This window comes from Actinoplanes sp. NPDC051475 (genome assembly GCF_040689425.1).
In the GTDB taxonomy this organism is placed as follows: Bacteria; Actinomycetota; Actinomycetes; order Mycobacteriales; family Micromonosporaceae; genus Actinoplanes.
The window spans coordinates 111,759-137,405 of sequence record NZ_JBFAZZ010000002.1 but is presented as its reverse complement, the minus strand read 5'-3'; the positions used below and the strand labels follow the sequence as shown (position 1 = coordinate 137,405).

The 25,647-nt window shown below is 73.0% G+C and carries 22 protein-coding genes; 17 read left to right on the top strand and 5 right to left on the bottom strand.

The window, feature by feature from the left end; genetic code table 11:
• Positions 1-42 precede the first annotated feature (42 nt).
• Both AB0368_RS05150 and AB0368_RS05145 read right to left on the bottom strand, forming a co-directional pair.
• Complete coding sequence (locus AB0368_RS05150) at positions 43-3,522, bottom strand: BTAD domain-containing putative transcriptional regulator (protein WP_366152510.1); 3,480 nt, start codon at positions 3,520-3,522, stop codon at positions 43-45.
• Between the two features lie 27 nt (positions 3,523-3,549).
• Positions 3,550-5,892, bottom strand: a complete 2,343-nt coding sequence (locus tag AB0368_RS05145) for a BTAD domain-containing putative transcriptional regulator (RefSeq protein ID WP_366152509.1) — start codon at positions 5,890-5,892, stop codon at positions 3,550-3,552.
• A 326-nt stretch (positions 5,893-6,218) separates the two neighbouring features.
• On the opposite strand from AB0368_RS05145, the gene AB0368_RS05140 reads away from it, so the two are divergent.
• From AB0368_RS05140 to AB0368_RS05110, 7 genes are all read left to right on the top strand, one after another.
• The gene (locus AB0368_RS05140) at positions 6,219-6,545 is read left to right on the top strand and encodes a hypothetical protein (RefSeq protein ID WP_366152508.1); all 327 of its coding nucleotides are present in this window, start codon (positions 6,219-6,221) and stop codon (positions 6,543-6,545) included.
• Positions 6,546-6,666: 121 nt separating this feature from the next.
• Entirely contained in the window at positions 6,667-7,290 is a 624-nt protein-coding gene (locus AB0368_RS05135; RefSeq protein ID WP_366152507.1) for a response regulator transcription factor, read from the top strand.
• Positions 7,291-7,369: 79 nt separating this feature from the next.
• Entirely contained in the window at positions 7,370-9,043 is a 1,674-nt protein-coding gene (locus AB0368_RS05130; RefSeq protein WP_366152506.1) for an RICIN domain-containing protein, read from the top strand.
• A gap of 3 nt (positions 9,044-9,046) precedes the next feature.
• Positions 9,047-9,856, top strand: coding sequence for a hypothetical protein (locus AB0368_RS05125; protein ID WP_366152505.1), 810 nt, complete (start codon positions 9,047-9,049; stop codon positions 9,854-9,856).
• Positions 9,857-9,893: 37 nt separating this feature from the next.
• The gene (locus AB0368_RS05120) at positions 9,894-10,514 is read left to right on the top strand and encodes a TetR/AcrR family transcriptional regulator (RefSeq protein ID WP_366152504.1); all 621 of its coding nucleotides are present in this window, start codon (positions 9,894-9,896) and stop codon (positions 10,512-10,514) included.
• 75 nt (positions 10,515-10,589) lie between these two features.
• A complete protein-coding gene (locus AB0368_RS05115; RefSeq protein ID WP_366152503.1) occupies positions 10,590-11,663 on the top strand; it encodes a D-alanine--D-alanine ligase family protein in 1,074 nt (357 codons plus the stop codon).
• A gap of 89 nt (positions 11,664-11,752) precedes the next feature.
• Positions 11,753-12,880 carry an acyltransferase gene (locus AB0368_RS05110; RefSeq protein ID WP_366152502.1) on the top strand — a complete coding sequence of 376 codons (1,128 nt, stop codon included), beginning with the start codon at positions 11,753-11,755 and terminating at the stop codon, positions 12,878-12,880.
• On the opposite strand, the gene AB0368_RS05105 is transcribed toward AB0368_RS05110, so the two are convergent.
• Positions 12,873-14,192, bottom strand: a complete 1,320-nt coding sequence (locus tag AB0368_RS05105; protein WP_366152501.1) for a hypothetical protein — start codon at positions 14,190-14,192, stop codon at positions 12,873-12,875. The two genes, AB0368_RS05110 and AB0368_RS05105, sit on opposite strands and share 8 nt — an antisense overlap.
• 258 nt (positions 14,193-14,450) lie before the next feature.
• Between AB0368_RS05105 and alr the strand changes: the two genes are divergently transcribed.
• Genes alr through AB0368_RS05090 form a run of 3 tightly spaced genes read left to right on the top strand, consistent with a single transcriptional unit; the run spans position 14,451 to position 17,559 of the window.
• The gene (alr, locus tag AB0368_RS05100) at positions 14,451-15,560 is read left to right on the top strand and encodes an alanine racemase (RefSeq protein ID WP_366152500.1); all 1,110 of its coding nucleotides are present in this window, start codon (positions 14,451-14,453) and stop codon (positions 15,558-15,560) included.
• The gene (locus AB0368_RS05095; RefSeq protein ID WP_366152499.1) at positions 15,557-16,525 is read left to right on the top strand and encodes a hypothetical protein; all 969 of its coding nucleotides are present in this window, start codon (positions 15,557-15,559) and stop codon (positions 16,523-16,525) included. Before alr ends, AB0368_RS05095 begins: the two co-directional genes overlap by 4 nt.
• The gene (locus AB0368_RS05090; protein ID WP_366152498.1) at positions 16,522-17,559 is read left to right on the top strand and encodes a CapA family protein; all 1,038 of its coding nucleotides are present in this window, start codon (positions 16,522-16,524) and stop codon (positions 17,557-17,559) included. The genes AB0368_RS05095 and AB0368_RS05090 overlap by 4 nt, the downstream gene beginning before the upstream one ends.
• Here the strand turns inward: AB0368_RS05090 and AB0368_RS05085 are convergent.
• Complete coding sequence (locus AB0368_RS05085; RefSeq protein ID WP_366152497.1) at positions 17,543-18,586, bottom strand: S66 peptidase family protein; 1,044 nt, start codon at positions 18,584-18,586, stop codon at positions 17,543-17,545. The two genes, AB0368_RS05090 and AB0368_RS05085, sit on opposite strands and share 17 nt — an antisense overlap.
• A 220-nt stretch (positions 18,587-18,806) precedes the next feature.
• On the opposite strand from AB0368_RS05085, the gene AB0368_RS05080 reads away from it, so the two are divergent.
• From AB0368_RS05080 to AB0368_RS05070, 3 genes are all read left to right on the top strand, one after another.
• The gene (locus AB0368_RS05080) at positions 18,807-19,532 is read left to right on the top strand and encodes a DUF6668 family protein (RefSeq protein WP_366152496.1); all 726 of its coding nucleotides are present in this window, start codon (positions 18,807-18,809) and stop codon (positions 19,530-19,532) included.
• 146 nt (positions 19,533-19,678) lie between these two features.
• Positions 19,679-20,362, top strand: coding sequence for a sigma-70 family RNA polymerase sigma factor (locus AB0368_RS05075; RefSeq protein WP_366152495.1), 684 nt, complete (start codon positions 19,679-19,681; stop codon positions 20,360-20,362).
• A 14-nt stretch (positions 20,363-20,376) separates the two neighbouring features.
• Positions 20,377-22,128, top strand: a complete 1,752-nt coding sequence (locus tag AB0368_RS05070; RefSeq protein ID WP_366152494.1) for a S8 family serine peptidase — start codon at positions 20,377-20,379, stop codon at positions 22,126-22,128.
• Positions 22,129-22,175: 47 nt separating this feature from the next.
• On the opposite strand, the gene AB0368_RS05065 is transcribed toward AB0368_RS05070, so the two are convergent.
• Complete coding sequence (locus AB0368_RS05065; protein ID WP_366152493.1) at positions 22,176-22,793, bottom strand: response regulator transcription factor; 618 nt, start codon at positions 22,791-22,793, stop codon at positions 22,176-22,178.
• 232 nt (positions 22,794-23,025) lie between these two features.
• Here AB0368_RS05065 and AB0368_RS05060 point away from each other — a divergent pair, with 232 nt between their 5' ends.
• The 4 genes from AB0368_RS05060 (at position 23,026) to AB0368_RS05045 (ending at position 25,597) form a co-directional block, all read left to right on the top strand.
• Positions 23,026-23,826 carry a zf-HC2 domain-containing protein gene (locus AB0368_RS05060; protein ID WP_366152492.1) on the top strand — a complete coding sequence of 267 codons (801 nt, stop codon included), beginning with the start codon at positions 23,026-23,028 and terminating at the stop codon, positions 23,824-23,826.
• A gap of 135 nt (positions 23,827-23,961) precedes the next feature.
• Positions 23,962-24,300 (top strand): hypothetical protein, encoded by a 339-nt coding sequence (locus AB0368_RS05055; protein ID WP_366152491.1) that lies wholly within the window; start codon positions 23,962-23,964, stop codon positions 24,298-24,300.
• 93 nt (positions 24,301-24,393) lie between these two features.
• Positions 24,394-25,017, top strand: coding sequence for a response regulator transcription factor (locus tag AB0368_RS05050; RefSeq protein WP_366152490.1), 624 nt, complete (start codon positions 24,394-24,396; stop codon positions 25,015-25,017).
• 58 nt (positions 25,018-25,075) lie between these two features.
• On the top strand, positions 25,076-25,597 hold the full coding sequence (locus tag AB0368_RS05045) for a hypothetical protein (RefSeq protein WP_366152489.1): 522 nt from the start codon (positions 25,076-25,078) through the stop codon (positions 25,595-25,597).
• Positions 25,598-25,647: the final 50 nt, after the last annotated feature.

Below are 25,647 nucleotides of genomic sequence, written 5' to 3'. Positions count from 1 at the left end.
CGCCGGCGTTGTTACCGATCACATCTGGACACGCGACCGTCTCTACCGGACGGTGGCGGTCGTCGCGGAGCCGCGGGAGAGGTCGATGCCGTACTCGGCGAGCCGCTCGCGGGTGCGGTGCAGATCCCACTGCGCCCCCAGCACGGTGTAGAGCTCGGCCGCCTCCGCGCCCGTACGAGCCGCCTCATGCGGCCGCCGCGACAGGGCGAGCAGCACCGCCGCGTCCTCCAGCGCGGCCGCCAGCTCGGGCACCCGGCCGACGTCCCGGTAGTGCGCGGCCGCTCGCAGGGCCGGCTCGGGATCCTCGGTCATCAAAGCCCGGCACCGCGCCGCCGCGGCGAATGCGCGCGCCGGACGGACCTCCTTGTCCGCCTCGGCCGCGCAGATGGCCGCAGCGCGTTCGGCCAGGTCGCGGCGGCCGAGGGTGAGGGCGAGCCGCAGCGCGTCGGGCAGCCACTGATGGCGCAGCATCATCGGCGCGTACTCGGGGGTGAGCAGGGGCGCCAGCTCCTCCAGCGCCTCCGCGGCGCGGCCCTGCTGCTCCGCGACGAGGGCGCGGGCGACCAGCAGGAAGTCGCAGCTCTCGCGCTCGGCGTCGGTGACCGGCAGGGCGTTCGCGGCGTCGAGATGGGCCGCGGCGAGGCTGTGGTCGCGCCGCCGCCCGGCGATCAGGGCCGCGACGCCGTGCAGGAGCATCGCCACCGCGCCCGGTTCCCGCATGCCCAGGAACGTGATGCCCGGCGCGTCGTCGGTGACCGCGCTGACCTCGGCCGTCGCGTCGTCCCAGCGGCCCAGCCAGTAGTACTGCACCGCCGAGGCCACCTGGAGGCTGGCCGGCAGCCGGTGCCGGATCGCGAACAGAGCCGCCTCGCGCAGGGTCCGTTCGGCCTCGTCGAGGCGGTCGAGGTTCTGCAGCGTGAACATGCGGTTGTCGAGCAGGTCGAAGTACATGCCCGCGAAGGTGGGGTGATCGCGCATGATCTCCAGCGCGCGGTCGACGTACTCCAGGGCCCGTTCGTGGTCGCGGCGGATGGAGTGGGTGAGCCACAGCGTCTGCAGGGCGAACGCCGCCTCGTACGGCTGGCCCGCCGCGATCGCCTCGTCGTGCACATGCCGCGCCCGCTCGTCCGCCTGGTCGAGGTCGTCCAGCGAACCCCGGCGGAAGTTGGCCAGCAGCACCCGGTGGCGCGTACGCCAGATCTCCGGCGCGGCCGGATCGTGCACCGCGTCGGTGAGCAGCCCGATCGCCTCCGCCGGGGCACCCTGTCGGAACCTCATCGCCGCCAGCAGCTGGCGCATCTCGGCCCGGTCCGACGGGTCGGTGGCGATGCCGAGTGCCTCGCGGGCCTCCTCGATCGGATACCGCTCGTACCGGAAGTCCAGCTTCACCAGCGCGATCAGCAGCGTCTCGCGCTGCTCCGCGGCGGCCAGGCCCGTGCCGAGCACCTGCCGGATCAGGGTGTGGGCGATCTGTGGGACCCGCTTGACCACCTCGGCGTGGTGTTCGGTCAGCCAGGCGATCACCCAGTCGTCGACGACCGGCGTCTCGGCGGCGAGCTGCTCGGCCACCCGGGTCACCGGGCTGCCCTTGCGCGCCAGGATCTCGGCGGTCTGCCGGTGCCGCAGCGCGCGGATGGCCCGCGGGATGCTGTCGTACAGGGCCTCGCGCAGGAACGGGTGCCGGAACGCCAGATCCGGGCCTGAGTCGACGACGATGCTCGCGGCCAGGGCCTCCTCGAGGTTGGCCAACAGCTCGAACGGGGAACGCCCGGTCACCGCGACCACGTCGTCCACCGCGAACTCCGTGCCCAGCAGGGCGGCCAGCCGCAGCACCTCCTTGGTGTCCTCGCTGAGGAAGTCCACGGTGGTGCGCACCACCGCGAGCAGCGACCGCGGCGCCTCCACGGGCACCGAAGCATCGATGTCCGCGCGGCCCTCGGCCACCGTCACCACACCCCGGCGCACCAGCGCCGAGGTCATCTCCCGGGCGCAGAGCGGGTTCCCGCCGGAGTGGCTCACCACGGTTCGCAGATGCGGACCCACCGACGCGCCCACCACCGAGGCGACGATCTCCTCGGTCGCCTCCGGCGCGAGTGCCTCCAGGACCAGGACATGCCCCTGGCGCAGCTGTACGCCCCGGCGCAGCTGGGCCAGCTCGCGACCGTTGGGCTCGGGGCGAGCGGCGGCCACGAGCAGCAGGGGCAGGTGCCGGGTGGCCGCGGCCAGGCGGTCCCAGAGCAGCACGCTGGCCTCGTCGGCCCACTGCAGGTCGTCCACGACCAGGACGGTCGGCGTCGCCGCGCAGGCGGTCCGCAGGTACGCGAGGATCCGCTCCGCCGCGATCCCCGGCCCCGCGTCGTCATTGTCGTCGCCGGAGGGCGCGTGCAACTCGCCGGCGAGAGCGGCGCGGCGCGGATCGGGCGAGCTCGCCGCCAGGCCCAGCGCGCGGGCGAGCACCTGCAGCGGGACGTGCCGGTCGAGCTCGCCGGCCACACCCCAGAACAGCTGGCAGCCGGCCTCGTCGGCGCCGGACAGCGAGCGGGTCAGCAGCTCGGTCTTGCCGATGCCCGGCTCGCCCTCGATCCAGACGGCGGCCCCGCCCCCCTGTGCGGTCCGGCGGACCAGGGCGCGCAGCAGGGCCACTTCGTCCGTACGCCCGAACAGCGGCTGGTCCGTCACCCCGTCCCGGATCGCGCGCGCGACCTGGGTGGGCACCACTGCCGCGGTCCGGGCCGGCTCGTCCTCGCCGCCCACCGAGCCGTCCAGCACCCGGCGCTGGAGCTCCTGGAGCCGGGGACCGGGCTCGACGCCCAGCTCGGCGACGAGGGTCCGGCGGGCCGCGCGGAACGCCTCCAATGCCTCGGCCGGCCGGCCGGCGCGATACAGCGCCAGCATGAGCAGCTCATGCAGCGGCTCGTGCAGCGGATAGTCGCGGACGAGCCCGGCCAGGTCGGCGATCAGCGCGTCGTCGTCGAGCTCCATGGCGATGCGGGCGCGCCGTTCCGCCGCCGCGAGCCGCCGGTCGCCGAGGCGGGTGCGTTCCACCTCGATGCGGTCACCGGTGACGCCGGCGTACGCCTCGCCGTGCCACATGCGCAGAGCCTCGTCGAGGCGCGCCGCCGCCGCGGTCGCGTCGCCCGATTCCTGCAGGTTGGCCGCCTCGGCGCAGAGCTGCTCGAAGCGATCGCTGTCCAGGTGGCCCGGCGTTACCCGCAGCGAGTATCCGTTCGGGCCGGAGGTGAGCACCTCGCCGGCGCCACGGCGGTCCGGGCCGGAAGCGAGCGCACGCCGCAGGCCGGAGATGTACGTGTACACGCTGCCCGGCGCCGTGGCCGGCGGGCTGGTGCCCCACACCGCCTCGATGATGTCGTCCCGGCTGACGATCCGGTTGGCGTCGGCCGCGAGAACGGCGAACAGGGCGCGCTGCCGGGCCGGGCCCAGGTTCAGCTCGCGGTCGCCGTACCAGGCCCGGACCGGGCCGAGGACCGACACCCGGAGGGGTTCCTGCGGGTCGTCCGACATCCGTCCTCCGTTTCCGCCGCCGTCCGGTCAGCGACCGGCCGGGACCTGGTCTCCGAGCAGCGCCGACCTGCTCAGGTGCGGCGCGGTCGGCTCACCGGGCAGGTACGGCCGGAGCCTGGTGATCAGCAGACGGAAGCGGTTGAGCCAGGGCTCCGGATAGCGACGGGAGCTGAGCGCGGCGCGCGCCACGTCGGCGGCCGCCGCGTGTTCCCCGTGCCGGTCGTGGCTGCACGCCATGATCCATTGCATCTCGGCCTCGAGGGTCACGTCGGTGGTGCGGGCGGCGACCCAGCCGGCGTCCGCCACGGCGTTGCGGGCCTGCTCGTGCAGCAGCCGGGCCAGCCAGGCGGTGAGACTCAGCCGGGTGCTCTCGTCGAGGGCGTACTCCGCGCGTACCTGGCGCAGCATGGTCACCGCGGCCTCAGGGGCGCGGGCCGCGAGCTGTTCGATGTGGCGGGTGAGCCAGCGGCTGGCGCCGGCGTCGAGCGGCACCGGGCCGGCCAGCAGCTGCTCCACCACCCGCTCCGGCGCGCCGCCGAGGTCGGCGATCTTCTCGGCGAAGGATCGGTGCAGCATGATCCGCAGCGCGGCCGGCGTGCTCTCGTGCAGCACCCGCGAGACGATCCGGTGGCGGAAGGCGAGCGTGTGCGGGTCGTCGGTGAGCACGCCCGCGATCCGGGCGGGTTCGACGATCCGGGCCAGCTCCCGCGGATCCCGGTCGGTCACGGCGGCCACTTCGGTCACGGTGCATTCCCCGCCCAGGAAGGCGCAGGCGCGCAGGATGTGCCGGGTCTCCTCGCCGAACGCGGCGAGGTGCGCGTTCACCGCGGCGACCAGCTCGGGCGGCGGAACGTCGCGGTAGCCGGCGCCGCTGCGCGCGCTCGCTGCGAGGTGCCGCAGGTAGTACGGGTTTCCGCCGGCGTCGGCGAGCAGCCGGCGCAGCAGCCGCGGCTCCAGCGACGCCGGCGCGACCGCCCGGATCAGCGCCGTCGCCTGCTCGGTGCGCAGCGGTGCGAGGTGAAGCGTCTCGTCGGCCGGCACGCCGAGCACCTTCGACCCGGGCCGGACGGAGGCGACCAGCAGGAGCGGGAGCTCGCGGGTCAGCTCGTGCAAGGCGCTCCAGACCTGCAGGGTGGCGGTGTCCGCCCGCTGGAGGTCGTCGGCGACGAGGATCAACGGGGACTCGGCGGCCTGCCGGACCAGCCCGACCGCCCGTTCCACGGTCTGCGGGCGGGGGCCGTCGATGGCGTCCGCGGCCACCGTGAAGAGGTGCCGCACCAGGTCGCGCGGGGCGTCGCCGGACATCGCGGACTCCATGCACTCCAGCAGCACGCCGAGCGGCATGCGCCGGGCCAGCTCGTCGCCGACGCCCCAGCCCGTGCGGCAACCGCGCGGCACGTCGCCGCGCAGCGCCACGGTGAGCAGCGCGGACTTGCCCATGCCCGGCGGCCCCACGACGCGGATGCTGCGACCCCGCCCGCCCGCCACCGCGATGACGGCCTGCCGGAGCGACGCCAGCTCGGCGTCGCGCCCGATCAGCGTGACCGGGTCGGAGGCGGTGACCGGTCCGGCCACGGGGCGTGCAGATGACGGCTGGTCCTTGGTGCCGGTGAGGATGCGCAGGCGCATCGTGCGCAGCGCCGCGGTGGGCTCGGTGCCGGTCTCCTCGAGCAGCACCCGGCTCAGGTGGTCGTGCACGCGCAGGGCCTCGGCCTGGCGGCCGGTGGCCTGCAACGCCGTCATCAGCATGCCGTGCAGCGTTTCCTGCAACGGGTACGCCTGCACCAGCGCGCGCAGGGCGGAAATCGCCTCGTCGTTGCGGCCGAGTTCCATGAGCAGTGCCGCGTGGCGTTCGGCGCTGGCCAGGCGCAGTTCGGTCAGCCGCAGGCGCTGGGACTCGGCGTACGGGCCCGGGACGCCGGAGAGGGCCTCGCCGTGCCAGAGCCGCATGGCGGCCTCGAGGGCGGCCAGTTCGGCGAGCCGATCGCCCGCGCCGCGGTGCCGGCGGCTCTCGTCCCGCAGCGCCTCGAAGCGGAACACGTCGACGTTCTCCGGCTGGACGTGCAGGCAGTAGCTGCCGCCGCCGGAGGTGAGCAGCTGTCCCGCGGCCCAGCGGTCACGGTCCGGTTCGAGCACCCGGCGCAGGGTCGAGACGTACGTGTAGACGTTGCCGATCGCGCTGGCCGGCGGTTCTTCCCCCCACAGTGCACCGACGAGTTGCTGGCGGGAGACGGCGTGGCCGGCGTGCAGGGCCAGCACGGTGAGGACCGCCGCACGCCGCGCGGAGCCGAGCGGTAGTTCGGTCTCGTCCCGCCATGCCCGGACGGGGCCCAGCAGGCGAAGGTCCATGCCCTCGTGCGCTGCCCTCATGGCTACCCCATCTCGTGGTCGTGAGATCGCTCTCTGCCGCCACTACCGACGTCATTCTTAATCAATGCATGCAAGCTGATCATGAGCCCCGCGTCGGGCAAGCATATCGTCGCCCTTGACCGTTTGCGGATCTGTCGTGACCCATTCTTGACCGTTTCCCGCCCGGTACGCGAATCGACGATCTCCGCTCGACGTGCAGTTACTTGCGCGTAGGTCCGCGGGTGCCCGGGGCAGAGACGGGGGTCGCGTGGGGCAGTTCGGGCAGCGGGAGGTTCCTGCGGGCACCGCCGTTCTGGTGCACTCGTGGCGACAGGCGAGGAGGACGCATGAGCAGGGATGCATCGCCCCTTCCTTTCGCCGGGGAGCTCTTCCTCGCCCTGGCGGCGGAGGGGCGGCTGATGGTGGACGCCGTACGCGCGGACGAGGCCATCGCGGAGCTGGAAGACACGCTGGCGCAGGTGAGATCGCGGCTGCGGGTCGTGCGGATCTGGCGGCAGGTCCCGGCGCCGAGCCTCGGCGAGCTGCCGGACGAGCTGGTCCAGGCCGTTGTGGACGCCGTCTTCGTGGACCAGCTGGCGCCCGGGCAGCTCGAGCAGGCGGCGCGGGAGCTCCCCAAGTACATCCGCGCATTGCGGCGGGCCCGGATTGATTGACAAAAAGGTTGCGAGTGGCGCAGCGAACTGGGTCGATGCGTCCGTGAAGGTCGCGTGAAGATTTCCTGAAGGCCGCTTCCGGAGACTGGCCCGGCGCAATGCCGACCAACCGGAGGTAGCAGTGGAGCAGGTCCGCGTCGCCCTGCAGGCGATGGATCCGATCAGCCATGCTGGGCTGGCCAATTTTCTTCAGTCGCGTCCCGGGCTCGTGCTGCTCCCCGCTGCGGAGCGGGCCGCCGCCAAGGTGCTCGTCGTCTCGGCCGACCGGCTCACCACGGACGTCGTCGCCCTGCTGCGGCGCTCGGCGGCGGAGACGGGCGCGTCGGTCGTGCTCGTCACCAGCGAGATCAACGAGGCCGAGCTGCTCACCGCGGTCGAGTGCCGCGTCGTGGCGGTGCTGCCGCGGTCCGCGGTCACCGCCGAACGCCTGGTGCACTGCGTGCTGGCGGCCGCCGCCGGGGGCGGCGTCATGCCGCCGAACCTGGTGGGGGAGCTGCTCAAGCACATCGAACGGCTCCAGCGCGACGTGCTCACCCCGCACCGCCTGAACGCCTCGGGGCTCACCCCACGGGAGATCGACGTGTTGCGGCTCATGGCGGACGGGCTCGACACCAGCGAGATCGCCGGCGAGCTCTCCTACTCGGAGCGCACGGTGAAGAACGTCATCTACGGCCTCACCCACCGCCTCAAGCTGCGCAACCGCTCGCACGCCGTCGCGTACGCGCTGCGCGCCGGGATGATCTGACGATTCCCGGCCCGATCCGTGAACCGGTGAGACTCCCTCACCGTCGTGGGGACGACTGCTTCGCGAGGAGACAAGCGGGATGTGGACAGCGACATTGGGGGGCCGCCGGCTGGCGGCGATTGCGGCGCTCGGGCTTGCCGCGTTGGTGACCCTGACCGCGTCGGGGCGACCCGACTCGGCGTACGCGGGACAGGCGCTGCCCGGCGCCGAGGTCTCGCCGGACCAGGTGCGCGTGCTCAAAGAGGCGGCGAAGTCCTGCCCGGTGCTCACCCCGGCCCGGCTGGCCGGCCAGGTGATGGCCGCCTCCCAGTTCAGTGCCGAGCCGGTGGAGGCGGTGAGCGCGGCCGGCGGCCGTGGCCCGGCCGGTCTCACGCCCAAGGCGTGGCACAAGTGGGCACCGTGGGCGGACGCCAAGCGGACCGACACCCGGGCCAGCGTGCTCGCCCTCGCCCACGGCATGTGTGACCTGGTCGGGCAGCTTCGGTTGGTCAAGGTGCCGGGGGATCAGTGGCGCCTGGCGCTGGCGGCGCACCGGGTCGGGATGGCGCCGGTCATCCAGGCGGCGACCGTGCCCGCCGCGGCCCGCGAGTACGTGGACACCGTCGAGCGCTACGCGACCTGGTACGCGCTGCAGCCCGCCTTCGGCGGCTCCGGTGATCCAGCCCCGTCCACGCCGCCCGTCGAGCCCCGGGTCACCCTGGCGGCGCCGGTGCGCGTACCGGACGCTTACGTGGCCGCCGTCGTGGCTGCCGGGAAGGTGTGTGCGGCCGTACCCGCGCCGCGGATCGCAGCCCAGATCATGGCGACGTCCGGCTTCGACCCGCAGCGGCTGGGGCCGGCTGGGCAGCAGGGCATCGCCCAGTTCCTGCCGCAGACCTGGGTGAAGTACGTGCCGCCGTCCGATGCCACCTCGTGGAGCCCGACCGCGGCGATCCGGGCCCTCGGTACGACGATGTGCGCGATCACCGAGGAGATGGCGCCGCGCACGAAGGATCCGTACCCGCTGGCCCTCGCCGCATTCCAGCGTGGCGATTCCGATGTGGACCAGGCCGATCTCAAGAAGTCCGACGGCCTCAAGGCGCTGGTCGCCCTGGTGGGCGCCTATGAGACGGAGTATGCGAAGGACACCCGGCTGACCGCCGTACCGAAGAAGCCTGCGCCTTCCAAGCCGGCCGATCCGACCGCGAAGCCGAAGCCGAAGCCGAATCCCCCGCACACCACCGGCCGGTCCAACCAGCCGCCGATCAAGGCCGCCGACGGCGACGGCTCAGGACGGGTGTACGGCCCGTACTTCCTGCACAACAAGGGGACCGGGCAGTGCGTCGACGTGCCCGGCACCGGCCCGGGCCCTCGCGATGGGCCGATCAACCAGTCGCCGTGCCGGAAGTCCACACAGGACAACCAGGAGTTCGCGTTCGTGCCGCGGTTCGTCGACGGTGACGGCTACCAGCTCTACTGGATCCGCAACGTGGTCGACGACTACTGCCTGGATCCGCCCGGCCTGGGCGACGTCCCGGACGGCACGTTGCTGGACGAGACCGGCTGCTACGACGAGGACAACCAGTACTGGCGGCTGGAGAAGAGCATCACCGTCGGCAAGTTCCAGCACTACTGGATCCGCAACACCGCCTCGGGTCTGTGCCTCGACGTCCCGGGCGACGCGGACGCCGGCAACGACACGCAGCTCGCGCTCTCCGCCTGCCACAAGAACGACGACCACGACTGGGCTCTCGTGCAGAAGTCGGAGTGGTGAGCCATGGTGCTGACCGCGATCGAGAGTCGGCTGCGTTTCCAGAGCGTGCCCTTCCCGCAGGCCCGGGCGCTGCCGACCGCGTACGGCCTCACTGACGAGCGGAACTGGCTGCGCGGCACGTTCAGCCGGCAGTACGACGCGGCCGCCGCCACGGTCGCCCGGGTGCTCGCCGGGCACCCGCGCTTCCAGGCGGCGCCGGAGACGCTGGTGGACGCCACGGCGGTCCACCTCTACCTGTCCGCCTTCGGTGTCGGCCTCCCGGCTGCGCTGCGCCGCGGGGACCCGGGCCCGCACGTGCCGTTCGGCCGGTGCGTCAGTGCTGGGCTCGAGCGGCTCCCGTCCTACCGCGGCGCCGCGGGTCTGCGTGCGGTGCTCGGCGCCGAGGAGGTCCGCGAGATCGGGGCGCACCGCGTGCTCAGGGACTGGGGATTCACCGAGGCGCTGATCGAACCGCCGGCGGACCTTCCGGGGACTGTGGATGTACTCGTGTGGTCGATGACGGCCCGGCACACCCGTCTGCTGGAACCGGACGACGACTACCGGGCGGACCACCGGGTGGTGTTCCTGCCGGGCACGTCGTTCAAGGTGCTCGAGGCCACCGAGCCGGGTCCGGGCCGCCGCGGCCGGCTCCTGCTGCGGGAACTGTCGCCGGACGAGAGGGATCGGGGTCATGTCGCCTTCGATGACCTGACCGTGCCGTCGCTGCACCGTGCGGCCGCTCAGTGGGGTGGCGCGGCCGGCTCGGCGGGGCTGGGCGCCGCGGCGATGCCCCGGTTCGGCGCCGTACCGGGGACTCGGATGAAATCTTGCTAGAGGGTCTTACCGTGCACAGAGGTTGTAGCGTTGCGGCATGGCATCGAGTGGAATCCGGGATCGCTTCCGCGCGCAGATGCGCCAGGAGGTCAAGGACGCCGCGCTCCGGCAGCTGGCCGAGGGCGGCCCGCAGGCGCTCTCACTCAACGCGATCGCCAAGGAGCTGGGTGTCTCCGGGCCCGCGCTATACCGCTACTTCGCCGGGCGGGACGCCCTGCTCACCGAGCTGATCCTGGACGCGTACGCCGACCTGACCGCCGCCGTTGCGGGGGCGCCACGCCGGCTGGCCGACCTGGCTGCGGCGTACCGGTCCTGGGCCGTTGCGCAGCCGCACCGGTATCGCCTGCTCTTCACCGCGCCGCTGCCCGGCTACGACGCCCACGATGAGCGCCTCGTCGCGGCGGCGCAGCGGGCGATGACCGTACTGCTGGAAGCGGTCGGCCCGGGACCGGAGCCGGAACCGGCCCTGGCCCGGCAGCTCGCGGCCTGGTCCGGCGCGACCGACCCGGCGGTGGCGCTGCACGCCGTCACGGCCTGGAGCCGGCTGCACGGCCTCGTCAGCCTCGAGATCGAGGGCAACTTTCGGTCCATGGGCCTCGACCCCGACCTCTTCTTCGCCACCGAGACCCAGGCATTGGACCGATTGATCAGTAACTGACCTTCCGGGTGAGCACCCGCCTGCCGCACGATCCACGCCCAGAGTCGGCGATTTTCGAGCGTGGAGTGATGCGACGTGCCCCCAACGGTCCGAGTTGCGGTCCTCTTCGGTGGGCGGAGCACCGAACATGACGTCTCCTGCCGGTCGGCGGCGAGCGTCGTGCAGTGTCTCGACCGCGGCCGCTACGAGGTGGTTCCGGTCCGTATCACCGTCGAGGGCGAATGGATCGTCGGCACCGACCGTGCCACCGCGACCGTCGACGAGGCCGCCCTCCGGGCCATGACGCCGGAACCGGACGGCTGGCGACCGACCATCGTGGAGAGCCTGTTCCGTGCTCTGGAGGCGCTGCGCGACGTCGACGTCGTCATGCCCGTGCTGCACGGGCCGTACGGCGAGGACGGCACGGTGCAGAGCGTCCTCGAACTCGCCGGCATTCCGTACGTCGGCAGCGGCGTCCTGGCCAGCGCCACCTCGATGGACAAGGAGTTCACCAAGAAGATCCTCGCCGCGGAGGGCATCGCGGTGGCCGACGGCGTGGTGCTTCGCGGGGCGAAGGAGGAGGTCACCGCGGCCGAGCAGGAGCGCCTCCGCCTGCCCGCCTTCGTGAAGCCGGCGCGCGGCGGGTCGAGCATCGGCGTCTCCCGGGTCGGCGACTGGACCGAGCTGCCGGCGGCCGTCGAGGCGGCCCGGCTGTGCGACACGAAGGTGCTGGTCGAGGCCGGCGTGCCGGGCCGCGAGATCGACGTCGGCGTGCTGGAACTGCCGGACGGCCGGCTGGTCGCGAGCCCGCCGCTGGAGATCCGGGTCGCCGGCCACGGCTTCTTCGACTACGACGCCAAGTACCGCGAGGGCCTGACCGAGTTCGTCATCCCGGCCGACCTGGACCCCGACACGACGGAGTGGCTGGGCGCCGAGGCGGTCCGGGTCTTCCGGACGCTGGGCTGCGCGGGTCTGCTGCGCGTCGACTTCTTCGTCGATCCGGCGCATGGGCTGACCGTCAACGAGGTCAACACCATGCCGGGGCTCACCGCGATGTCGCAGTTCCCGCGGATGTGGCAGGCGGCCGGCACCCCGTACCCGGAGCTGCTCGGCCTGCTGGTCGCGACCGCCCTGGCCGGGACCCGGCGGCCCGCGCCCGCGCTGCCGTGACCCGGCCCGAGCCGGGGGCCGACGCGGGTTGGTGGGCCGAGGTTTCCCACGCGGCGTGGGAAGACGCACCGACGCAGGTCATCGCCCACGTGAAACCCGCGCCCGTCGCGGAGACCCCGGCCAAGCCGAGGGCGGGCTGGGCGGACGTGGCCAAGGGTGTCTGCATCCTGCTGGTCGTGCTGTGGCACGTCATCATGAAGCACTACCTGCAGATCACGTGGCATCTGCCCGCGCCGATCCCCGGCCTGTGGGGCGCGTTCGGCGACCAGCTGCTGCCGCTGCGGATGCCGGTCTTCTTCACCATCTCCGGGCTGTTCGCCGCGTCCGCCGTGCAGCGCTCCTGGAAGGTCACCGCGCGGAGCCGGATCGCCAGGTTCTATTACCTGTACGCCATCTGGTTCACCGTGCACACCGTGGTGCTGTCGATGGTGCCGCGCTTCGACACGCTCGCCGCGCACAGCGCCCTGGACGTGCTCGAACAGGTCACCATCACCCCGACCAACCTGTGGTACCTGGTCGCGCTGGCGGTCTACTTCGTCGTCGCCAAGCTCACCCGCAACCTGCCGGTGGCCGTCGTGCTCGGGCCCGCGCTGCTGCTCTCCGCGGTGGCGTCCGCCGGCCTGCTCGCCGCACCGGGGAACCGCGGGCAGCTCTACCAGAACTTGTTCTTCTTCCTCGCCGGGCTGCGGCTCAAGCCGTGGGTCGAGCGCTGGGCCCGTACGGCGAACCGGCGCAGACTGCTCGCCGGCGGTGCGGCTTACGTGGTCGTCATGCTGGCGATCCGTCTGCTCGGCGCGAAGCAGTGGTTCGGCGTCTGGCCGGCGGTCTGTGCCCTCGCGGTGCTCGTGGGCATCGCCGCCGCGGTGGAGCTCGATCGCTGGGCCTGGGTGAGCCGGCTCCTGGCGGATCTCGGCCGCAACACTTTGCCCATCTACGTGATGCACATGCCGCTGCTGGCGCTGCTGCATGCCGCGCTGCTCAAGCCGTTCTCGTCGGCGGGCACCCCGGTCCAGCTGGTGCTCGCCGTCTTCCTGCCCGTGGTGCTCACCGCGCTGCTCGTGACGGTGTGCCTCACCCTGCGGCGCGGGATCGAGGCGGCCGGTGGGTCCTGGCTCTTCGAGCTGCCCGCGCGGCGGCAGCCGTCTCGCAAGGAGCCGACCGTGGCAGAGCCCGCCTGGGACGACCGGCCGACGATGGTGTTGCCGCTGGTCAGGTGAGCTCGAGGCCGGTGGTCTCGCGCCGCCACAGCAGGCTGCACAGCACCTCGAGGCCGCGGTTGAGGTGGCGGCGGTACGTGCTGAACGGGAGCCCGAGGCGTTCCGCCGCGGCCTCCTGGGTCGGTGCCCCGCCGAGGTACGTGGAAACCAGCGCCCGATGCGACTTGCCCTGCCGGGGATCCTCGCCCAGCGCGTCCACCGTGGACCTCAGGACGTCGCGCAGCGCGGCGACCGGCTCGGCGGAGGCCTCGGAGGCGGCCACCATCCGGCTGTGCACCAACGGGTTGCCGGCGAGCAGATCGGGGCGTCGCCACGCGCGCAACGCGTCGCGGACCGCGGCGTCGAACTCCGGTCGGGGCAGCGACTCGACCCGCTCGGTGGAGACCAGCGTGCTGCCCTCCGCGAGACGGGTCAGCACGGCCTCGTGCCGGAGGGGATCGCGCCACTGCAGCTCCGTGCGGACCGCGGTGCGGACGAACGGGCGCACCCGGACGCCGCGCGCCCCGCTTTCCGCGTACGGGAGGGTGCACAGCCAGCGGAACAGCTCCACGGCGTCGGCGTCGGCCACCGTGGCACGGATCAGCTTCTCCGTGGTGGTCTCCGCGTACGCACAGATCTCCAGGGCGTGCCGGTGCGCCGCCGAGGGCAGGTCACCGATCACCTGCTTGACCACGGCCTGGGCCACCGAGAGGCGTACCTCGTCGTCGTCCTTGTCCGCGCCGATCGCCTCCACCGCCAGGCGCAACGCGAGCGGGTTGCCGCCGGCCAGCTCCGTGAGGAAGGGCTGGCGCTGCCGGGGGATCGCGTACCGGTCCAGCAGCATCTCCGCCTCGGACGGGGGCAGGTCGCCCAGCTCGTGCGCCCGCAGGACGTCGTTCCAGCCCGGGTCCGCGGTCCACTCGACGCCCGGCGGGTTCCGGGCCGCGAGCACGACGACGGAGCCGACCGGCAGGCCTGGCAGGAACTCCTCGCGCAGCCACGCCTCCATCGGCTGCCAGTGCTCGAACTCGTCGATGAGCAGCACCGGTCCGGCCGTGCCCGCCGGGGTGGGCGGCACGGCGGCCAGCAGGGTCGAGATCATCCCGCCGGGCTCGAACCGGTCCAGCCGCACCACCTGGCGATTGGCGCGCTCCGCCTCGACGCCGTACCGACGCAGCAGGGTGGTCTTGCCCGTGCCGCCGGCGCCGTACAGGTGGAGCACGGTGAAGACCGCCCCGCCGGCCAGCGCGGAGCGGAACGCCGCCATCTCGGCCGTGCGGCCGACGAAGGCCCGGTTGCGCGCCGACCGGAGGTACTCCTCCAGGCGCGTCACCGCGTTTTCCTGAATCATCGTTCGGCATTCGGTCTGCATCGTCGTACGATTCTTCCCGTTGCTCTGTTCGCTGGCCGTAAACCGCGCACATGCTGGGCCGCCCGGTCATCATGATGGCCCTTTCCGGCAACCGCGTGGCGGAGCGGAAACTGTCGGTGACGACGGCGGATTGACCAGAAAATGGTCTTCAGATTGAGCAGGGCCGTCGTCCAGCATGCGCCGGGTGTCGAACTCAACGGGGGCCGGACGGTGACGGCGATGGCAGAGGCCGTCGTCGATCTGGACGCGATCGCCCACAACACCCGTGTGCTCGCCGCCACCGCCGGTCCCGCCGGGATGATGGCGGTGGTCAAGGCCGACGGCTTCGGTCACGGTGCCGCGGAGGTCGCGCGTGCTGCGCTGCGCCACGGTGCCACCTGGCTCGGCGTGGCATCGGTCGCGGAGGCGCTCGCCCTGCGCGCCGCGGGCCTCACCGCGCCGACGCTGCTCTGGCTGTATCCGCCGACGGAGACCTTCGAGGAGGTCCTGGCCGCCGGGATCGACGTGTCGGTCGGTGGCGTCGAGGCCCTGGAGGTGCTCGCCGACACGGCCGACCGCACCGGGACGGTCGCGAACGTGCACCTCAAGCTCGACACCGGGATGTCTCGGGGCGGCGCACCTGCCGAGGAGTGGGCGCAGCTGTTCTCCTGGGCCCGCAAGTTCGAGAATGCGGGGCTGCTGCGCGTACGGGCGCTCTGGTCGCACCTGGCGAACGCCGAGAACCCGCGGAACCCCCGCCTGCTCGCCCAGCTGGACGAGTTCGACCAGGCCCGCCAGGCGGCCGCCGCCGCCGGACTCGAACCGCCGATCCTGCACGTCGCCAACTCGGCCGCGGCGCTCCAGCTGCCCCGGGCCCGCTTCGACATGTTGCGCGCCGGCATCGGGCTCTACGGCATCGAGCCGGTGCCGGGCCGCGACTTCGGCCTGCGGTCGGCGATGACGGTACGGGCGCAGATCCTGCTCACCAAGCGGGTCCCCGCGGGCACCGGCGTCTCGTACGGCCCCGACTTCGTCACCGACCGTGAGACCGCGCTGGCGCTGGTGCCGCTGGGCTTCGCCGACGGGGTACCGCGGCATGCGGCCGGCCGGGCGTCGTTCTCGGTCCGGGGCGTACGCTGCCCGATCGCCGGGCGGGTGAGCATGGACCAGGTCGTCCTCGACGTCGGTGACCTGCCGGTCCGCGCCGGTGAGTGGGCCGTCATGTTCGGACCCGGCAAGGCCGGCGAGCCCACCGTCGCCGACTGGGCCGGGTGGGCGGGGACCAACCCGCACGAGATCCTCACTGGGATCGGAGCCCGGGTGGCGCGCCGCTACGAGAGCATCCGATGACCCGTACGCCGGACACCACCGGCGCGCTCGCCACCGCCGCCGGCATCGGCCTGTGCGGCGCCGTGGTCGAGTACGTCGTCGGCCGCCACTACCTCCAGATCGAATGGGCGATCAGCCTGCCCGTACCGCTGGTGTGGTGGGCGGTGGGCGGGGCGGCCGGGGTGCTGGGCGCGGCGCTGTTCCTCGTCCACCTCGGCCGGGGCACGGCGCGTCTCGTCGCCCTGCCCTGGCCCCGGCTGGTGCTCACCTGGGTGGTCCCCTGCCTGGCGGCCCACCTCGGCTGGCTCGCCGTCACGCTGGTCGTGCTCCGCCGCTTCAACCCGGGGCTGCCCGGCGTCCCGCTCCTTGACTCGCGTGACCTGTTGAGCGTCGTGCTGCTGACGCCTCGCGAGTTCTCCCTGCTGTACGTCCTCGCACTCTTCCCGGTGCTCGCGAAGCTGCTGGAGCGGGTGCCCGCGGCCGCGGTGGTCGCCGTCCTGGCGGCCGCGACGCTGCTGACGGAGACCGTCACCTTCGCGGTCTTCCTCGCCGCCGGGTTGCGCCTGTCCGGCGAGACCGACCGCCTGATCGCCACGGCGTCCCGGCGGAACCTCGTGCTGCGCGGGGCGATGGCCCTGGTCGGCGCGGCCGTGCTCGGCGTGGACCGCTTCCCGGCCGGGCTCGCCACGGTGGTCGCCGGACTCGCGGCGCTGCCGTTCGGCCTCACCGTGGCGGCTCTGGCGCGTGGGCGGCTCCTGGCGGCGATGGGTGCTGCGGCCGTACCCGGGTATCTGCTTCTGGTTCCTGGTCTTGCGCTCGCCGACAAGATCTTGTTGCCGCGGTTGTCGGTGCAGGGCTCCGCGGTGCAGCTCGCGGTCGCGGCGGCCGAGCCCGCGGCGCTGACCGCGGCCATCGTGCTCGGTGGGATCGTCCTGGCCGCCCTCGGCCGCCAAGTGCGGGCGCGGGTTCCGGCGGTGGCGCGATGAGGGTACGGCTGGCGGCGATCGCCTCGGCGGCCGTGCTGCTCACCGCGGCGGGCTGCGCGCCCGACGACGCGCCCGAGGCCGCCGCCGGCTCGGCACCCGAGGTGACCCTGACCTTCGCGGGCGACGTGCACTTCGAGGGGCGGGTGGACAAGCTGCTCGGGGATCCCGCCACCGCCTTCGGACCGGCGGCGAAGGAGCTCGCCGACGGCGACCTGACGTTCGTCAACCTGGAGACGCCGGTCACCGGGCGGGGAAAGGCCGAGCCCAAACGGTACGTGTTCCGCGCGCGCGACGGCGCAGTCCCGGCGTTGAAGGCCGCGGGGGTCGACGCGGTGTCGCTCGCCAACAACCACAGCCTCGACTACGGCCGGCAGGGTCTCGCCGACACCATGGCGACCGTGCGGCGCGGCGGCCTCGGTGCGATCGGCGCGGGCCGGGACACGACCGAGGCGTACAAGCCGTGGCGGCGGACCGTACGCGGCGTGCGGGTCGCCGTGCTCGCGTTCAGCCAGGTGGACGACCTCGCGCAGGAGTGGGCGGCGCAACCGGACCGGGCGGGGCTCGCCATGGCGTTCGACCGGGAACGGGCGCTGGCCGCGGTGCGAGCCGCCCGCGCCGACAGCGACCTGGTCGTGGTGCTGCCGCACTGGGGGACCGAGGGGGACCGCTGTCCCGACCGGCGGCAGCGCGACTTCGCCGACGCCCTGATCGGTGCCGGTGCGGACGTCATCGTCGGCGCGCACGCGCACGTGTTGCAGGGGGCCGGGCGGTCCGGGGATGCCTATGTCGCGTACGGCCTCGGCAACTTCCTTTGGTACACCTCGGGGCTGTTCCCGCCGTACAGCGGCCGGAGCGGAGTCCTACGGCTGACCGTGCGGGGCCGTACGGTCGTGCGTTCGGAGTTCGTGCCCACGGTCGTCTCCGGCACCGGCCAACCCACCGTGCTCAGCGGCTGGCGGGCCGGCATCGCGCGCGACAACTACACCGGACTGCGGAAGTGCGCGGGCCTCGACGCCGTCAGTAGTGCGCAGTGATGGTGCGGGCCACGCCGTCGACCGTCACGCGCCCGCCGTACGGCAGCACCCACTGCGGATCGGTGTGCCCGAAGTCCACGCCGAAGACGATCATCGCCTCCGGGTGGTACGCGCCGAACGCCTTGAGCACCGCCTCGCGCTGGTCCTCCCGGTAGGCGTTCCGGCGCTCGACCGGCCGCGGATTGAACAGCGACGTGGCCTTGGCGGTGCCGACCAGCACCGCCGGGAACTGCTCGAGCAGGCCCCGCTCGCCGAAGTCGCGCAGCACGCGGAACACCTCCGTCGCGGACGGCATGTCCTCGGACGTCTCCAGCAGCAGCACGCAGCCGGCGTAGTCCTCGACCGGCCGGACCCACCGGTTCGCCGCCAGCGTCCAGTGCAGGATCTCCAGGTTGCCGCCCCACGTCGGCGCGCTGACCACCCGATCGGCCCGATGCCACACCCGGCCGGGATGCGGGTACGACTGCACGGACCCGGTGAGCGCGATCGGGCCGGCCCAGTCCAGCTCCTCCTCGCGGAACTCGTCCACGGGCTGAATCTGCAGGTCGCCCCCGGTGAACAGGGCCGCCCGCAGGGACGAGGTCAGCTCGGGCCCGGCGCCGGCTGCCCGGCCGAGGAACACCATCGTGGACATCCCGTGGTACGCGCCGACGCCGTGGTACCAGAGCCAGTTCAGCAGGTTCGTGTTGTCGGAGTACCCGAAGAACGGTTTGGGGTCGGCCCGGAACGGTGCCGGATCGAGGTGCCGCAACACCGTGATCTGGTCGTCCCCGCCGATCGTGGCGAAGACGGCCCGGATGCTCGGGTCGGCGTACGCCGCCATGAGGTCGGCCGCCCGCTCCTGTGCCGACGCGTGCCGCCGGGTGGCCGGGAACTCCACGGGCTCCAGCTCGAACTCCTCCCGGAGCCGCTGCACGCTGCGCTCGTGCACCGCCGGGAACTCCGCCGGGGCGGCGAAGGAGGGTGAGAGGACCGCGACGCGGTCACCGGGGGCGAGCTTCGGCGGGCGGATCGGTTCGGGACGCATCCCCGCATTGAATCAACTCCGGCCCTGCCGCGTCCCGCGGATATCGTGACCACGTCCTCTCGGCCGGGCGCCGGTGACGAATTCCCGGACGCCGTGAACCGGGACCACGGGACGTCCGTTGTGGCTCTTCGACAACGGCTCGTTCGGGTCCTCGCCGTTCCGGACGAGCACCGGCCCGGCGCGGTTCACGAGCCCGCCGACACCTGACGAGGAGATGCGGATGTACGTCACACCCGATGCCGCCGTCGACGGTGAGCAGCCGGTTGCGCCCGTGCCCGGCCGGCACTCGTACACGTACTTCGGGAAGAAGATCACGCCGGCGCACGCGCCCATCGGGGGTCCGGCGCCGGTCGTCGCGCCTGCCGTGGAGGAAAAGCCGCCGCCCCCACCGGATTCACTGCCGTCCACTGTGGCGGCTCCCGGGGGGCAGGTGCCGCGGTGGCAGCCGCATCAACCCCGTACGGCGGCGCCCGCACCGGCCGGGCGGCTGTCGGAACACGGTGTCGCCTGGGTTTCCGCGCACGGTGGGTCCGGCGCGACGACGCTCACCGCTGTGCTGGGCGGGGTGGATCTCGGCTGCCGGTGGCCGAACGCCGGGCGGCACGAGCCCGCGCGGGTGTTCCTGGTGGCCCGTACCCATGCCCAGGGCCTGCGCGCCGCCTCCCGGGCCCTGAACGCCGTCCGGGAGGGGCGGCACCCGGCCGGCATGGAGCTGGTGGGGCTGGTGCTCGTCGCCGATGCGCCGGGACGGCTGCCGCGGACCCTGGTGAGCCGGGTGAAGGTGCTGCGGTCCGCCGTACCGGTGCACCGGATCCCCTGGATCGCGCCCTGGCGGATCGGCCGGAAGGTGGACCGCCTGCCGCGGCAGGTCACCCGGCTCGAGCAGCGGGTGCGCGCGCTGGACCCGGGCGGCCGCAGGGACGGTGGGGATTCCCGGTCACGGTGAGCCCGGGAACGAATACGCAGATGTGGGTGGCAGTTCGGGCGAGACGGTCCCGGGAGACGCGACACCCCTCGGCGGCGGTGCAACCATCCGATTTGCCACCGGCTCCTCGCGTGGTGGCTGCAGACGAGTGGTGAAACGGAGAGGCGATGCGGACGGAGAGAACGGGCGTGGCGGTCCTCAGCAGACCGCTGTCCCCGGCCGCCGGCGGACGCGCCTCCGAGGACCGACCCGGATCGGACGAGCCCATGCCGAGTACGTCTTCCCCGCCGCCCGGAAGTGGGACGGACGCCCCGCCGGCGGCGGTCACCGCCCGGCCCGGCACCCCTGACGCCGAGGCGCTCGAGCACCTCCAGCGGGTGCACCGGCCGGTGCTCCTGGCCTACATCACCCGCCTGACCAAGGGCGATGTGCACTGGGCCGAGGACATCCTCCAGGAGACCCTGGTCCGGGCCTGGAAGAACCCGGAGGCGCGCAACGCCGAGGGCCGGTGGAACCGGGCCTGGCTCTTCACCGTCGCCCGCCGGATCACCATCGACCACGTCCGCGCGATCCAGGTACGCCCGGCTGAGTACTTCGACGAACGGCTGGACGCGCACGCCGGAGCCGAGAACGACATCGACCGGATGCTCGAGGCGCAGGAGGTGCGCGCGGCGATCTCGTCGCTGCCCGAGCGGCTGCGCACCATCCTGGTCGAGATCTACTTCCAGGAACGCTCCGTGGCCGAAGCGGCCGAGATCCTGGACGTGCCGACCGGCACGGTGAAGTCCCGCACCTTCTACGCGCTGCGCGCCCTGCGCGAGGCGCTCACGGAACGGGGCTTCAGATTTTGAGGGGGAACGCATCGATGTGGTGCATCAGCCGGACCGTGGTCCGCATGGGCCTGGCCGTCGCCGTCGCGGTGGGAACGCTCACGGCCACGGCCGGGCCGGTCCGCGCCGCCGACGAGGAGTACGTGAAGTACTACACGGTGACCTCGTCCTACAACGGCAAGCCGGAGAACCTCACCGAGATCGCCACCCGGTTCCTGGGCAGCGGCTCCCGGTCGGCGGAGATCCTCAACGGCAACACCGGCCGCGAGCAGCCGGACGGCGACGTCCTCACCGATGGGAACCGCCTGCACGCCGGGTGGATGCTGGTGATGCCGTGGGACGCGGTCGGCGCCGGCATCCAGTACGGCGTCCTGCCCCCGCCACCGAGGAAGAGCCCGCCGAAGAAGGGCACGCCGACCAAGGACCCGGCTCCGCAGCAGTCCGCCCCGCCGCAGTCGATCCCGATGCCCGGTAACCCGCCGAGCGCCCAGCCCGGCGTGACCCTCACCGCTCCGCAGGCCGGCCGGCCGCCGGCGGCGCCTTCCTGCCCGTCCTCCTCCACGTCGAGCACCAAGTCGGACTGGGCCCGGTTGCGGATGGCGGCGGACAAGGCGTGGCCGCAGAGCAAGGGCAAGGGCCAGCTCGTCGCGATCGTCGACTCCGGCGTCAACGGCGGCCTGGCACAGCTCAGCGGGCACGTGTCGATCGGCGTCGACGTCACCGACGACGCGGGCCGGGGCGACAGCGACTGCCTGGGCACCGGTACGGCGATGGCCGCCCTCCTCGTCGCCCGGCAGGTCAAGGGCGAGGGGCCGGTCGGTGTCGCCCCGGAGGCCACGATCCTGCCGGTACGCGTGGCCCGCGACAAGCTCCCCGTGACGCCGGAGGCGCAGGTCAAGGGCATCGCGACCGCGGTGGCCGCGGGCGCGACGGTGATCGCCCTGGGCTCGTCCGTCGACGCGACCGACGCCGGCGTCGCCAGGGCCATCGCCGATGCGGTGGCCCGCGACGTCGTGGTGGTCCTGGGCGCGCCGACCGAGGACAAGCCGGTGAACCCGGACGTCAGGGCGGCCGAGGGTACGGTCCGCGTCGCCGGGGTCGGCATCGACGACCAATGGGCGGTGAACTACCGCAAGGGCGCCGTGGACGTGACCGCACCCGGCGTCAACGTCACCAGCCTCGGCAGCAACGGCCCGGTCAGCGGCAGCGGCACCCACTACGCCGTCGCCTTCGCGGCGGGGGAGGCGGCCCTGATCCGATCCGCCTATCCCGACCTCACCGCCGCCCAGGTCACCCACCGGTTGAAGGCCACCGCCGAGCGCATGGGCGACGGCGAACCCCCGCACAGCCAGTACGGCTGGGGCTTCCTCAGCCCCGCCTCGGCGGTGACGAAGGTCCTGAGCGAGGAGTCGGCGGCGACCGTACCCTCGGCCCAGGAACCTGCGCCGGCCATTTCGCAGGACAGCGGCGACGAGGGCAGCGGCTCGACGCGAACCACCGTTCTGATCGTGACGGTGGCCCTGATGCTGGCGGCTGCCGCGCTGCTCGGCCACCGGATCAGGCAGCTGCTGCGCAAGGACGACGACGATGCGGGCTACGAGAACGACATGGATTTGTACGACCCGCGGCTCCAGGCCCGCGAGCCGGCGATGGCGTCCCCCGGCCCCGTCTCTGCCGGGCCGGTTCCTCGACGAGACCCGGAGCCGGTTCCGCCGCCTTCGGTGAACGGCGGTCCAGGACCCGGCGGGGACCACTGGTCCGATCCCGGTGGCCATTGGACGGACTGAGCATGCCGGACCGCCACCACCCGTCGCCTGAGCCGCCCCGTGCCGGCTCAGGCGGCCGGCGTGTCCGGCCGCCCCTGCGGCACGACGCCGAACTCGATCGCCACCCGGGTGAGCTCCGCCTTGTTCCGCGCGTCGAGCTTGGCCCGCAGGCGCTTGGCGTAGGTGTTGACCGTCGCCTCGGACAGGCCCATACGGGTCGCGATCTGCGAATGCGTGTAGCCCGAGGCGATCCAGCGCAGCGTCTCACGCTCCCGGGGCGCGAGGTTCACACCGATCGGAAGCGGCGGCCCGCCGATCTGCTGGCCCGCATAGAAGCCGCCCCGGGCCACGACGTCGAGGGCGGCGGCCAGCTCGCGGGGATCGCTGGGGCGGGAGATGCAGCCGTGCGCTCCGGCGTGGACGGTCGCCAGCAAGTCCGACGGCCGGTGCCAGGCGGCGGCGACGAGCGGCCGGCCGTACGCGGCGGCGTGCGAGACCAGCGCCAGCGCCGCATCGTCGATCCGGGACAGCTCGATGATCACCACGTCGTGCCCCCGGTGCGCGGCGTCGAGCTCCGGCACCGACCCGACCACGGTGACCACCCGGAGGCCGGGGGCGCCGGACGCGACCCGCTCCAGGTGCCTGCGCGACATCGGCAGGTCCGCGACGACGGCGACCGAGTACAAGGCTCCTCCACGGCTGCATCGGCTGGGATCACCGGTACAACGGGGGCCGTACCGGCGCGGTTCACGGGCCCGGCGGGGGATCGGGGCGCCGGACTTCACCGGACGAGGTGTCGCCTGGCATGGTGGGCGGGGCTGGCGCCGGCCGGATTCCAGGACCGCCCGGATGAACCAGGCGGCCTGCCCGGTCGTTCATCGGTGGACATGACGAGCGGCGACAAGAGGGTTGATGTAGGTGGCTGACATCGCCGGTGACGAGCAGCACGTGACGGACCTGCTCGGGCTCTACTACATGGATGCGCTGGACCGGTCGCACGGCGACGCGGTGGAGCGCCACCTTCAGTCGTGCCCGTCGTGCCGCGGAGCGGCCGACGAGACGGTCGAGACCATCGCGGCCCTCGAGCTGCTTCCCGAGGACGATCGGCGCGAGCTGCTCGACACCTTCGGGGCATTGCACCGTACGGGCCCGGCGCCGGCGCGCTTCGTCCGTTTTTTCGGCGATGCCCGCAGCGATGAACCGGACAAGGCTTCGCCGCCGGGGCGGTCCGGGCCCACGGCTCCACCCGCACGCCGCAGGTTCCGGATGCGCAACCGGCGTACCGCCGCGCTGGTGCGTAACGGTGGGTTGCTGGCGGTGGTGCTCGTCGTCGCCGGGCTGGCCGTCGGGGCGCTGCTGCGTACGCCGGACGTCCCCTCGGCGCCGGCCACGACGGTCGCCGCCATCGCCGCGGACGACCGTACCGGGGCGTCGCTCTCGGTCTCCGCCACGCAGCGGGAGGACGGCGTGGTCACCATCCGCGCCACCGTCAATGGGCTCAAGATCGGGCGGGGATACCGGCTGCACGCGGTCACCACGGACGGCCAGGCGTTGCCGGTGCTGAACTGGACCAGCGACGGCAAGGTGCAGGAGCTCAGCGGCGACGTCCAGGTGCCGCTCTCCGCGCTGTCGCTGTTCACGGTGGTGCAGGCCGGCGAGGGTCCGGTCGTCTCCGCGTACCTCTCACCGCCGGCGCAGCCCGGCCCGGTCGCGAGCTGACGCCGACGGCGGGGCAGCCCCGCGCGTCGTAGCGGGCACATCGGGCCCGCGGCCCTTCCCTGCCGCCGCTCGTTCTGGTCGACTCCCTGTCGAAACGTCCGCCGGCCGGCCCGGTGGGGAGCCGAGGGAGGACCCATGAGCGGGGACATCCCTCCCCTGCCCTTCGCCGGCGAGCTCTTCCTGAAGCTCGCCGCGGAGGGCCGGCTCGTCGTGGACCCGGGCCAGGCGAACGAGATCATCGCGCGGCTGGAGTCCACCCTCGCCCAGATCCGGTCCCGCATGCGGATCATCCGCATCTGGCAGCAGCAGCCGATGCAACGCGTCGACGAGCTTCCCGACGAGCTCGCGCCGGACGTCATCGACGCCGTTTTCCTGGACCAGCTCGCGCCCGGCCAGCTCGAGCTCGCCGCCGTCGAGCTGCCCAAGTACATCCGGGCGCTGCACGAGGCGAGTTGCGCCCGGCCCGCCGAGTAGCGGCCTGAGCTGGGCATGAAGGTCGCATGAAGATTTTCTGAAGGCCGCTTACGGAGACTGGCTCCCGCCACTGAACGATCTCTGGAGGTAGCTGTGGACCAGGTTCGGGTCGCCCTGCACGCGACGGACCCGCTCAGCCACGCGGGGCTCGCCGGTCTTCTTCAGTCCCGGCCGGAGCTCACCCTGCTGCGCGCCGCCGACCGCGCCGAGGCCAGGGTCCTCGTGGTCGCCGCCGAGCGGCTGAGCCCGGAGGTGGTCGCCGTGCTGCGCCGCGCGGCCGCCGACTCCGGCGCGCCCGTGGTGCTGGTGACCAACGAGATCAGCGAGAGCGAGCTGCTGACCGCGGTCGAGTGCCGGGTCGTCGCGGTGCTGCCCCGGTCGGCGGTGACCGCGGAGCGGCTGACCAAGAGCGTGCTCGCGGCCGCGGCCGGCGGCGGGATGATGCCGCCCAACCTCGTCGGCGAGCTGCTCAAGCACATCGAGCGGCTGCAGCGCGAGGTGCTGTCGCCGCACGGCCTCGGCGCGGCCGGCCTCACGCCGCGCGAGATCGACGTGCTGCGGCTGATGGCCGACGGGTTCGACACCAGCGAGATCGCGGGGGAGCTCTGCTACTCCGAGCGCACCGTGAAGAACGTGATCTACGGGCTGACGCACCGGCTGCACCTGCGCAACCGCTCGCACGCCGTCGCTTACGCCCTCCGCGCCGGGATGATCTGAACCCGGGCCACCATTCGTCCGTTCGTCTGGCGAACTGACGACGGACAGGGTGGTGGACATGAAGCCTCTGCAGTGGACAGCGGTTCGAGCGGCCGTACTCGTGACGGCGGTGGCCGGCGTCGGCGCCTGCCAGGGCGATCCGTCGGCAGGCCCGGCCGGCGGCGCCCCGCCGATGTCACCCCCGCCCGCCGGGGCGGCGTCCTCGGCCGCGCCGCCGCCGGTCGAGTCGGGGCTGGTGAGCCGCGCGGCGATCCTGTCGGTGAGCAAGGCCGACGCGTGCCGGCAGGCCAACGAGGCGTTCAACGACGTCCTGCAGGCCCTCATGGACGTCGCCAAGCCGGGCAAGGACCCCGCGTACTCGGAGAGCGACCTGGCCCCGATGCGCGTGCGGGTCAAGAAGTCCACCGACCGGCTCTCCCAGCTCGCCCTCGGTTCCTCCGACGAGCGCCTGCGGTCGGCCATCCAGCACCTGGCGGACGCCGGTGCCGCCTATCTGCCGGTGACCCACCTGGCGACCGCCGAGAAAGAGGGCGCCGCCTTCACCGGCGCGGCCAAGAAGCTCGGCGAACTGTGCAAGTGAGGCCGGAGAAAAGGGCAGCCGTGAACCGGGATCACCGGGCGCCCGTTGTC

Bases quoted from the DNA above. Each gene is read 5' to 3' on its own strand.
- alr (WP_366152500.1), top strand. From the start codon at position 14,451: ATGGCAGAGGCCGTCGTCGATCTGGACGCGATCGCCCACAACACCCGT.
- AB0368_RS05150 (WP_366152510.1), bottom strand. From the start codon at position 3,522: ATGTCGGACGACCCGCAGGAACCCCTCCGGGTGTCGGTCCTCGGCCCG.
- AB0368_RS05070 (WP_366152494.1), top strand. From the start codon at position 20,377: ATGTGGTGCATCAGCCGGACCGTGGTCCGCATGGGCCTGGCCGTCGCC.
- AB0368_RS05075 (WP_366152495.1), top strand. From the start codon at position 19,679: ATGCGGACGGAGAGAACGGGCGTGGCGGTCCTCAGCAGACCGCTGTCC.
- AB0368_RS05125 (WP_366152505.1), top strand. From the start codon at position 9,047: ATGGTGCTGACCGCGATCGAGAGTCGGCTGCGTTTCCAGAGCGTGCCC.
- AB0368_RS05055 (WP_366152491.1), top strand. From the start codon at position 23,962: ATGAGCGGGGACATCCCTCCCCTGCCCTTCGCCGGCGAGCTCTTCCTG.
- AB0368_RS05080 (WP_366152496.1), top strand. From the start codon at position 18,807: ATGTACGTCACACCCGATGCCGCCGTCGACGGTGAGCAGCCGGTTGCG.
- AB0368_RS05085 (WP_366152497.1), bottom strand. From the start codon at position 18,586: ATGCGTCCCGAACCGATCCGCCCGCCGAAGCTCGCCCCCGGTGACCGC.
- AB0368_RS05140 (WP_366152508.1), top strand. From the start codon at position 6,219: ATGAGCAGGGATGCATCGCCCCTTCCTTTCGCCGGGGAGCTCTTCCTC.
- AB0368_RS05045 (WP_366152489.1), top strand. From the start codon at position 25,076: ATGAAGCCTCTGCAGTGGACAGCGGTTCGAGCGGCCGTACTCGTGACG.
- AB0368_RS05120 (WP_366152504.1), top strand. From the start codon at position 9,894: ATGGCATCGAGTGGAATCCGGGATCGCTTCCGCGCGCAGATGCGCCAG.
- AB0368_RS05090 (WP_366152498.1), top strand. From the start codon at position 16,522: ATGAGGGTACGGCTGGCGGCGATCGCCTCGGCGGCCGTGCTGCTCACC.
- AB0368_RS05095 (WP_366152499.1), top strand. From the start codon at position 15,557: ATGACCCGTACGCCGGACACCACCGGCGCGCTCGCCACCGCCGCCGGC.
- AB0368_RS05145 (WP_366152509.1), bottom strand. From the start codon at position 5,892: ATGAGGGCAGCGCACGAGGGCATGGACCTTCGCCTGCTGGGCCCCGTC.
- AB0368_RS05130 (WP_366152506.1), top strand. From the start codon at position 7,370: ATGTGGACAGCGACATTGGGGGGCCGCCGGCTGGCGGCGATTGCGGCG.